This is a genomic window from Nitrosophilus sp., from assembly GCF_982775275.1.
This window is the reverse complement of sequence record NZ_CEXZHP010000029.1, coordinates 1-9943: the sequence shown is the minus strand read 5'-3', so window position 1 is coordinate 9943 and position 9943 is coordinate 1. Positions and strand designations below refer to the sequence as shown.

At 34.2% G+C, this 9943-nt stretch carries 7 protein-coding genes and 1 pseudogene; 2 read left to right on the top strand and 6 right to left on the bottom strand.

Annotation, left to right across the window (positions count from 1 at the left end):
* Window positions 1–272: 272 nt before the first annotated feature.
* On the bottom strand, window positions 273–884 hold the full coding sequence (locus AC30RD_RS02775; RefSeq protein WP_489492673.1) for a TorD/DmsD family molecular chaperone: 612 nt from the start codon (window positions 882–884) through the stop codon (window positions 273–275).
* A 62-nt stretch (window positions 885–946) separates the two neighbouring features.
* Between AC30RD_RS02775 and AC30RD_RS02770 the strand changes: the two genes are divergently transcribed.
* On the top strand, window positions 947–1309 hold the full coding sequence (locus AC30RD_RS02770) for a c-type cytochrome (protein WP_489492672.1): 363 nt from the start codon (window positions 947–949) through the stop codon (window positions 1307–1309).
* A 29-nt stretch (window positions 1310–1338) separates the two neighbouring features.
* On the opposite strand, the gene AC30RD_RS02765 is transcribed toward AC30RD_RS02770, so the two are convergent.
* The 5 genes from AC30RD_RS02765 to AC30RD_RS02745 all read right to left on the bottom strand — a co-directional run bounded on the left by AC30RD_RS02765 (window position 1339) and on the right by AC30RD_RS02745 (window position 8904).
* Window positions 1339–4626, bottom strand: coding sequence for a molybdopterin-dependent oxidoreductase (locus AC30RD_RS02765; RefSeq protein ID WP_489492670.1), 3288 nt, complete (start codon window positions 4624–4626; stop codon window positions 1339–1341).
* 9 nt (window positions 4627–4635) lie between these two features.
* Window positions 4636–5601: an NrfD/PsrC family molybdoenzyme membrane anchor subunit gene (gene nrfD, locus AC30RD_RS02760; protein WP_489492668.1), complete on the bottom strand. Its 966-nt coding sequence runs from the start codon at window positions 5599–5601 to the stop codon at window positions 4636–4638.
* On the bottom strand, window positions 5601–6245 hold the full coding sequence (locus AC30RD_RS02755; RefSeq protein ID WP_489492667.1) for a 4Fe-4S dicluster domain-containing protein: 645 nt from the start codon (window positions 6243–6245) through the stop codon (window positions 5601–5603). The genes nrfD and AC30RD_RS02755 overlap by 1 nt, the downstream gene beginning before the upstream one ends.
* Before the next feature lie 611 nt (window positions 6246–6856).
* The gene (locus AC30RD_RS02750; protein ID WP_489492666.1) at window positions 6857–8245 is read right to left on the bottom strand and encodes an ATP-binding protein; all 1389 of its coding nucleotides are present in this window, start codon (window positions 8243–8245) and stop codon (window positions 6857–6859) included.
* Window positions 8233–8904 carry a response regulator transcription factor gene (locus AC30RD_RS02745; RefSeq protein ID WP_489492664.1) on the bottom strand — a complete coding sequence of 224 codons (672 nt, stop codon included), beginning with the start codon at window positions 8902–8904 and terminating at the stop codon, window positions 8233–8235. Before AC30RD_RS02745 ends, AC30RD_RS02750 begins: the two co-directional genes overlap by 13 nt.
* A 181-nt stretch (window positions 8905–9085) precedes the next feature.
* Between AC30RD_RS02745 and AC30RD_RS02740 the strand changes: the two are divergent.
* Window positions 9086–9943, top strand: a pseudogene (locus AC30RD_RS02740) (hypothetical protein); the annotation flags it as partial.

Here is a 9943-nt window from a genome sequence, read left to right as displayed (position 1 = left end):
AACTATCTTGATATATATTTAGTGCGCTTTCTTGAGTTTTAATAGCATCCACCGGACATATATTTTCGCACCCGTTGCAACTACTAAATTTTGAATAGTATCTTACGCATCTACTTGGATCTAATTTTAATCTCAAATATTATCCTTTTTATCCAAATATCAAAAATCCTTTGTTCGAAGTATTCGAAGTCCGACTTCGAACCAGGAGTTTGAAGTATATCAAGCCCTATTTTAGTTTAAAACGTTTGTTCGAAGTCCGACTTCGAACAAATCTATACCTTGCTACATAACCACTCATAATCTTCTAACAAAAATTCTAACGCCAATTTTGCGGCATCTTTATAAAAAGGAGTTCTTGCCTGTTCTGCAACGTTTATTAGATACATAGGGGCAAATTTTAAAATATGCTCTTTTAAAAAATCTTTTTGTTCATTTTTTAATCTTTTTGCATACTCAAAATCCTCATCTTCAATCGCATTTGCTTCCAATTCAATCAAATTTTTCATAAACTCCAACTCAACCCCGATATGATCAGGGCTTACTACTCTTGCTTTATCCAAATCTACCCTAAAGCCGTATCTGTTATATATATCAACTACCTCATTTGCTCCACCGCTCTCGATCATCCCATCTTCTCTGGTATAAAAAGTCTCATAAGGGATTAAATGCATTATGGCAATATCGGTAAAATCTACATTTAAAACTTCATTGATAAGTTTATATCTGCTCATTTTATGTCTTTTATCCCACTCATAATATTCAGGAAAAAAATCTTTAAAATTTTTCAATTTTTCTATTTTAGCCAACATATTTTCGTCCATCTCTTGAATAAACAAGCGAGATATAAACTCGTACATCCCCTTTCTTTGAACAGTAATATCCATTACATTCCTTTATGATATAATAATTTTTATCCTACCAAAATATGGCTTTAAGGGAGTTTAGAATGAAAAAAGTATTTATTTTTTTAATAATTGCATCTACTCTTTTTAGCGCTTCTAAAAAATTAGATGGAAGCAAAATCTATACTCAATATGGATGTTACGGTTGTCATGGTGTGTACGCCGGCGGGGGTAATGGTTTTCCAAAATTGGCTGGAAAAAGTATCCACTATCTTACCAAAAAACTCGAAGGTTATCGCAATGGAACAATCAAATCAAATAGAGCCGATATGATGAGAGCGTTTGCTAAAGATTTAAGCAATGAAGAGATTAAAGCATTAGCGGTCTATTTAAATAACCTTTCTAGAAAAAAAGATGAAGAAGAGTATTATGAAGAGTTCACAATAGGAGATAGTAGCGGAAGTTAAAAATTGGTTAGCGGGAAACACCCGCTAAATTAACCCTTATACATTGGGTTTTTATAAGCTCTAAGAGTAAGTGGCGTAGCCGGCCTTTTAATAAACGGCGGTCTTCTAAATTTCATTTTTTCATTCACTGGACGGGTAAGTTTATCTCTCCACGCTTTATAAGTTTTGAAATTATTTTCATAATTTACATAAATATCGCCAAATTTGTCTTCTGGTTTAGCTTTTTCTACAAAAACCATCTGATGCCAAGCGTGGTTACCTGCAATCGGGTCTGGATGAACAGGAGCAACCGCATTTTGCCACGCACCCGTTAATCCGTCCCACCAGATATTGTCAAGATCCTTATTTATCTCTTTAAACTGCCATGAATCCTCTCTTTTTTTCATTCCTTTATCAATCCCCTCTTTTGCTCTCATATTAGCCACTTTTCCATCCATATTCATACTATAAAGAGGCGCGCCCAATCCCATAACTCCAAGCTTATGCTCAAATCCAGGAATATCGACCGCGTTTTTTAATTTCCATCTACCTGCATGGTGACTGCATGCGAGAACACCTGGTCTTGTAGCTTCGGTAGGAACGGCCATCGCAACAAAATATCCGCTCTCAAGTCCGCTTACCGTATCAACTATTCTAACTCTAATCTTATCGCCTCTTTTTATACCAAGCCTTTTCGCATCGCTGGTATGTATCCATACAGGATTATGGTTAGCGCTTATCTCCATCAAATGCTTAGAGTTTACGCTTCTTGTATGAATATTGTAAGGAAGTCTATAAATAGTGTTAAGAGCAAACTGATTATCTTGTTTTATATAATCATGATGCACATGAGTAACAATATGAATCATCTCTTTTCGCTCTATCTCATTTTTTGGATATATAGGAATAGCATATTCTGGCCATTCAAAATCTTTAGCCAACCAATCACAATAAAAATCAAGACGCTTGTCAGGCGTATGGAAACCATGATATACTTTACCGTCTATCTCTATTCCAAACGGTTTTCCATCATGATATAAAACATCATATTCATCTTTTTTAACTTCGCTAATAGGAATTTTTTTCCCATGAACTAAATAATAATTTCCGTCAAATTCAATCTCTTCTTCTTGAGGTTTATAAACATCGCTCTCTTCTGTCCAAGCTCCTCTATCTCTCATAAATTCATAACATGGATATTTACTGGTTGGATAAGCGGCTTTAGCAGCTTTTTTAAGTTTTGGCAAGTTAGAAAAAGCCGCATCATAAAGTTCAGCAATTGTAATAGGTCTGCTTGGATCTTCTTTACTTGTCCAATATTTTTTAACACCGTATCTGCCATCAGGATCAACATATCTAACAAACAGATTCGCCCAAAACTCATTCTCTTCCCAAACCTCTCCAAGACCAGCTTTTATATGCGCTTCGAGTGTAGCTTTTGCCGGATCCTTTGGCTTCCAGCCCATCTTTTCAAGGGCAACCCTCAAAGCCGGTTGTCTAAAAGCCGTCCATCTCTCAGGTTTAGTAGGTGATGATTGTTGATCATGGCGTTCACCTGATAATCCTACTGGCAATACATAATCACAATACCAGTTTGTCTCGCTCCATGTTGGAGATAGATTGAAAGTTAACTCAAATTTATCTTCTCTTTTTAACGCTTCGATCCATCTAAATCCATCTGGGTTAATCCAAACAGGATTGTACATCCTTGGAACCCAAACAGCTATTTTTTCAGCAATTTTAAAACCTCTTTTATTCCACTTTTCTCTCCACTCATCATCCATTATAAGATGTGGCAGTAAAAAGCTCATCTCATAAGTAGATAACGGATATTCGGGCGGCCATGAGTAATCATTCCAAGTATCAACTCTTTTTGGCGCTTTACCGGCAGAAGTAGCTTTAAAAAATTTTCCATTTACGCTAATCTCATGCCAGTGATGCCAAGTTACTCCTCCAATATCTCCTTTTAATGCGCCAACCAACGCTAATAATAAAAAGCCGGCTCTTGTATTCATCCAACCGCCTCTATGGCCAATTGTCCCGGCTCTCCAAAGATATGTAGATATCTTATCCCCCGCATCTACAACCATTTCCCACAGTTTTTCTAACTTATATTCTTGTCCTTCCAATCTACACTCTTTGACAACATACTCAATAGTATAAGGCCTATACATCTCTTTTAACATCTCGATAAAGCTTTCATAACTTTCATCTTTTGGAAGTTTTCTTATATAACCTTTTTCTCTGATAAATTCTAAATACTCTTTATCTCTTAGTAACTTTTTCCAATTAACCCATTTGCGCATAAATTCATGATCGACTAAATCTTCCCCGTTTTTACCTTTTTCGTTTAACACTCTATTTACAAGATAAAGATATAGGGCAGCTTCTGTTCCTGGCCAAGCTGGAATCCAAAGATCAGCCATACCGGCCGAGTTGCTTAATCTTGGATCAATTACAACCATCTTAGCGCCTTTTCTTCTTGCATCTGCAATATAACCGGCGCTTTGTTGGAAATAGTGCCCGGCATCAGCTGCATGAGAAGATTGTAAGAAAATAAGCCTTGAGTTCGCCCAATCCGGAGAGTTTCTATCATCATTTGCCCATTGGATTGATCCTTGTCTAGCACCTGCACTACAAATATTGGTATGAGAATTAAAACCGTCAAATCCTAAAGTGTGAGGTATCTTACCGCTAAAACCGTTTTCATTTGGACGTCCAACATGATAAATAAACATTTTTCGAGAAACTTCATCCCCTTTTTCAAGAAGTTCGGCAACTTTTTTACCTATCTCTTTCATTGCGTCATCCCAGGTTACCCTAACCCATTTTCCTTCTCCCCTTTTACTACCAGGGGCTCTCTTTAGAGGAAATGGTATTCTATCTGGATCATACATCTGTGACCAAACAGCATATCCTTTAGCACAATTCCTTCCACGACTCCCGGTATGAAGTGGATTACCCATATATTTTTTTACAGTTAAGCTTTTTTTATCAACCCATGCCGTAAGTCCACATCCAGCTTCACAGTTGCTACAAACGGTTGGAACGATAATATATTCGTTTACGTAAATTCCGTCCAGATTATCTTCACTTTGAACACCATGTCTATCTATACCGCCTCTTTTCCAGTCATCTCCGTCCAATTCCTTAAAATCGTCCCACTGCTCAAGAGAGGGATAAAACTCCAAAGTTTTTGGCGTATTTGTAAAAGTGGAGTTTTCGGCATAAGCTTTAGTTTCTACGATGGTACTAAAAACTCCTTTTGCTATCGCTGCAGTTGCAACAGTAGCGGCGGTTCCTTTTAAAAAATTTCTTCTACTTTCTAAAAAACTCATATTCTCTCCTTAACTAAGAGGTAATAATTGCGGGATAATAAGCCAAACATGTTTTGTTATATAAAGCCCCACAATAGCCGAAAAACTTGCAAGATACAGAAGTGATGAGCTTCTGTTTTTTAAACTAAAATAGATTAGAACCATAGGGATAATAAAAGCCATCCATTGTCCGGCCCAAAATAGTTCATGCATACTGCCGTGATCTTTAACGTAGGCAATTATTGCGGCAACCTCTTCTGCTTTCATATGTCCAAAATAGTACTCACCCATATAAATAGTAAAACTCAAAAAGGCGCTAACTCCCAAAATAATTGCCAAATCTCTTTTAACTTCATAATTCCATTTTCCACCAATAAGTAAAAATGTGGCGCTTCCACAAAGCAAAGCAGCTAAAAGCATCTGAACAAGTTCAGTTGGAGTTTGCCAAAGTTCTCTGGCAGTTGCTTCTCCCATTATTGTTGCAGTATACATAGTAACCGGAATAGCTAAAATAACAGCTATTTTTAAAAGTTTTGAATAAATATTTTCGTTTAGCCACTCTTTTTCAAAAATTTTTGTAACTTTTCTTGGCAAATGATCTTTGTTTTTTAAAACTATATCTTTTAAAGCAATCAAACTCATTATAAAAATCACACCGGTAAAAACCGTCGCCATCCAAGCCCCTACCGTTATAGCGCTTGTAAAATTTGAATAGAAAAATATATGCCACATTCTAAATGGTTGATGAAGATCCAAGAGCGTAAAAAGCAAAAAGATATTTAAAAATATAAATGAAATAATAGGCATCCAAACTTTTACACTATCACCAACTTCCCTACTATATCTTGCTAAAAGATATGCTCCAATAAATACTACGCCTGTTCCAATACTTTTTGCCCACATATTCAAAGTAATCATCCAGCCCCATATTATTTGAGGAATTGGAACATCAAGGGTTACTATCGCGTTTGTCGCGGCTACTGTATGTTCTACCATTAGTGACCTCCTATATGGTCTAAATGAGTAATATTATTAAACAGGTTATACCCCTCTTCCCTTTTACTTGCAAGAGGATTTAGTTGGACTTCACCTCCACCTACATAAAAATGTTTAGGATGGGTATTTTTTTCCGGCTTTCTCACCTTAACTCCGCCATCTTTTTGATGAGCCATTATATATTTTGAAATATGGCTTGTTGGATCATCAAGATCTCCAAAAATATTGGCTTCCACAGGACACGCAACTACACAAGCTGGCATCATGGAGCTTGCCACTCTATGTGCGCAGTATGTGCATTTGTCAGCCGTATTGGTTTCTGGATCCATATATATCGCACCGTATGGGCAAGCCATCATACATCCAGCACACCCTATGCACCTTTCTTTGTCGATATTTACTATTCCGTTATCAAGATAATGCAACGCACTCACAGGACATATCCTCTCACAAGGCGCATCTTCACAATGATTGCATCTAAGGGGAGTATATGTTCTTTTAGTCTCAGGATAGACTCCCACATCTACATACTTTACCCTAAGCCTCCAACTATGCAGCGGAACCTGGTTTTCCACCTTACAAGCCACCTCGCAACCTTTACATCCCATGCAAAGATTTAGGTCAACCAAAAAGCCTAGCTTCATATCCTCTCCTTTTTTATAAGTGAGCGAGAAAAGTCAAAAGACTCTTTAAATCTTTTCTTCCCAATTAAACATAAGTTTTGCTTTTAATAAGCATAACCTACACTAAAATAACGATTTTATCGTTATTATGTAGCTACTTATAGATTAACACTTCAAACTTAATCATAACTAAAATTTATATTTTTTTTGAAAAAAAGATAGTTTTTTTTTATAAATCGCTAAAAAAGCATTATGAAGATAAAACAAATTTAGATATTTGATAAAAAAAATTGAAGAAATTATATTGAGAATTGGAGATTGGGAATTTGGCATTGGGAATTGGGAATCAAATCCTCTCTTATCACCTTACCTCCTTACCTCCTTACCACCTAACTCCCTTTTTCCTTCAGCCTTCAGCCTTTCCCCTAACTATTCAACCACTTAACAACTCAACTATTTTAACTTTTTTAACCAATTTAGACATTAGACATTGGACATTAGACATTGGTAAATGGAAATTTGGAATTGGTAAATTTTATTCCCACTTTTTAACTCTCTCACTCTCTAACTTTCTAACCACTCAACAACTTAACTACTCAACAACTTAACTATTTTAACTATTTTAGCCAAAATCAACCACTCTCCTTCAAATCAAAAGAAAAAACAGAACCCTTATCATAAACCGAATCGATTTTTAACTCTTTTTTGTGAAGTTTTAAAATATATGAAACTATATAAAGTCCAAGTCCTATCGAGTTGTCCCAACTATTTTTTTTGGCTCTGTAAAATTTTTGAGTAATCTTTTTTAAATCCTCCTCTTTTATACCGATTCCTTTATCGATAACTCTAATCTCTCCACCTTTTTGAATAACTATCACCTCATCATCGGAATATTTTAATGCGTTGTCTATAAGATTTATCAAAACGATCTCTATCATCGTCTTATCAGCTATTACTTCAAAGGGTTCGCAATCGATTTTAATAACTCTTTCTTTATACTTATCTTTCAATAGTTTGCTAACCTCATCTATTGCATCGCATATATTAAATTTTGTTTTTTTTAGCTTTAAATCTTCATTTTCAAACTTTATGGCCAAGGAAAGTCTATCTATCATTTCAGAAATTTTGTTACTGGCGTTATAGATTTTTTTGAGAAACTTTCTTTTTAACTCCTCATCCATATCTTCATCTTCCAAAATAGTCTGGATATAACCGTTTATAATGGCTACCGGATTTTTAAATTCATGGCTAATCGCGGAGATTATTTCGCTTTTTTGTTTGGAGATCTTTTTTAATTTTTTCGTAAATTTCTCTTTTTTTTCGTCTCTTTTTTTAAGTCTTTTTGCCATATTTTGAAGATACTCTCCAATCTCTTCAAACTCTTTGGCAAAACCTACCTTTAGCCTTTTTTTATAATTTTTATAAACTATGCCTTCTAAAAAGTCTATTATTTTATCTATCTCATTTTTTATTTTATTGCTTAAAGAGTATGAAACCCCTAAAGAAAAAATTATAAAAAAACCAAAAACCCCTAAAAATTTTATCCATAAAACAAAAAAGTTCTCTTGAACCTTTTTTAATGATATCGCAGCTCTTATAAATATGGGATTTTTTTTAATATCCGATCTTTTAGCTACATATAAAAGACTATTTTTTAAAGTATTTGAATATCTAACAGAGCTTCCCCAAATCTTTTTTTTTGCCTCTATGATTTCGGGTCTATTTAGATGATTTTGCATTCTTTTTTTGTCAAAATCGCTCTCAGCTATTACTATTCCGTTTTTATCTATTATGGTTACCCTTTGATTTAGCCTTTTTTTGATAGTTTTAACCAAGCTATCCAGATCTTTTGTCTCTTTTATTTGATTTTCTATTAGCAATATCTCGTTTTTTAAAGTATCTTTATAATGGTTTATCTCTATATTTTTTAAAGCAAAATAGCTAATAGTGGATACTATCAAAAAAATAGCTACCAATAACAAAGCTATATAATAAAAAAATATCTGATTTAATCTAAGCATAATCTATAACCAACTCCTCTAACGGCTTCTATATAATTTTTCTCTTTTTTTGGATCGATTTTCTCTTTTAGCCTTTTTATAGCCACATTTACGCTTTTTTCGTTGGGAATATCCTCATTCCAAACATTTTCAATTAAAAATTCTCTGGTTAAAACGGAGCTTTTGTTTTTTAAAAAAGTATATAAAAGATCAAACTCAAGTTTTGTAAGTTCTATTTTTTTATCTTCAACATACGCTTCTTGCCTGTCTATGTTTAATTTTATATCTTTAAATCTTATCTCTTTGACCTCTTTTTTCGTTCTTTTTAGTATCGCTTTTACTCTTAAAATAAGTTCGTTAATATTGAAAGGCTTTTTCATATAATCATCACCACCTCTTAAAAAACCAAGCTCTATATCGCTTTCGCTTACCTTAGCACTCAAAAAAAGCACGGGAATTTCGCACCCTTTATCTCTTAATTTTTTTACAAATTCGCTTCCTTCAACTCCCGGAAGATTCCTATCTACTATCATCAAATCAACGCTCTCTTCTTCCATAAACCTTTCAACATTTTTAGTAGATAAAAAACCCTCAACTCTAAATCCCTCTTTTTTCAATCTATACTCCAAAAGTTCCAAAAGATCCGCTTCATCTTCAATAATTACAATTAAAGGTTTCATTTTATTTTCCTTGGCTAATCCTCTACTAAACTATTTGGCATTGGGAATTTGGAATTGGTAAATTTCTTTCCAGCTCTCTAACTTTCTCACTTTTTCACTATATAATTAACCAAAGTAACCATTTTGTAATTTTATAATAATATTATTTCAATATAATAACAAAAAGCAAGGAGATATGTTTATGAAAAGAGTTATTACTTTTGCTTTTTTAGCAGCTTCAATGTCTATAAATGCAACTACAATAAAGCTTTATCAAGATAAAGAGACCGGAGCTATCTATACAAAACCGGCACAAAATAGAATAGAACTTGGCGAGTTTGTATCCAAAGACGAAATTGAAAAAACCGCAATCTCTAAAATCAAAAAAGAGTTAAAAACAAAGGTTTATTCAAAGGTTCCAAAACTTAAAATTAACGGGGTTCATTATCTTGGATTTACCCATATAAACTATGAAAATAGTAGCAGTGATGATATAAACAGATTTGAAACAAGAAGAAACTATCTACAAGTTAAAGCATACTGGAATAAAAAAGATTATGCGAGAATTACACTTGATACTTTTCAACAATACAAAAGTACAGGTTCAAAAGATGATGGTAGCTGGCTTGTAAGACTAAAATATGCTTATATCTATCTTGACAATATCTTACCATACACCGGCATAGAGTTTGGACAAGCTCATAGACCTTGGATAGACTGGGAAGAGCATCATGGATGGTGGTATAGAAGTATTGCCAAAACTTTTATAGAAGAAAAAAACGGAGCGCATCTTACAAATTCGGCCGATCTTGGGGTAAACTTTAAAACAAAGACCACATATTTTTCAAGCGAAATTGGCGTTTATAATGGAGAAGGATATCATGATTCAACCGCAGCAACCAACAAAGAATTATCTTTTGAAGCAAGATTAACCGGACATATTTTAGGAACAGGCAAAGATGGACATTTAGATCCAACACAAGACTCTTATGCTGACGTTTCATTTTTGATGCAACACAGCCCTAATCATAAAAATGAAAATATCACTTTAAATTGGTAT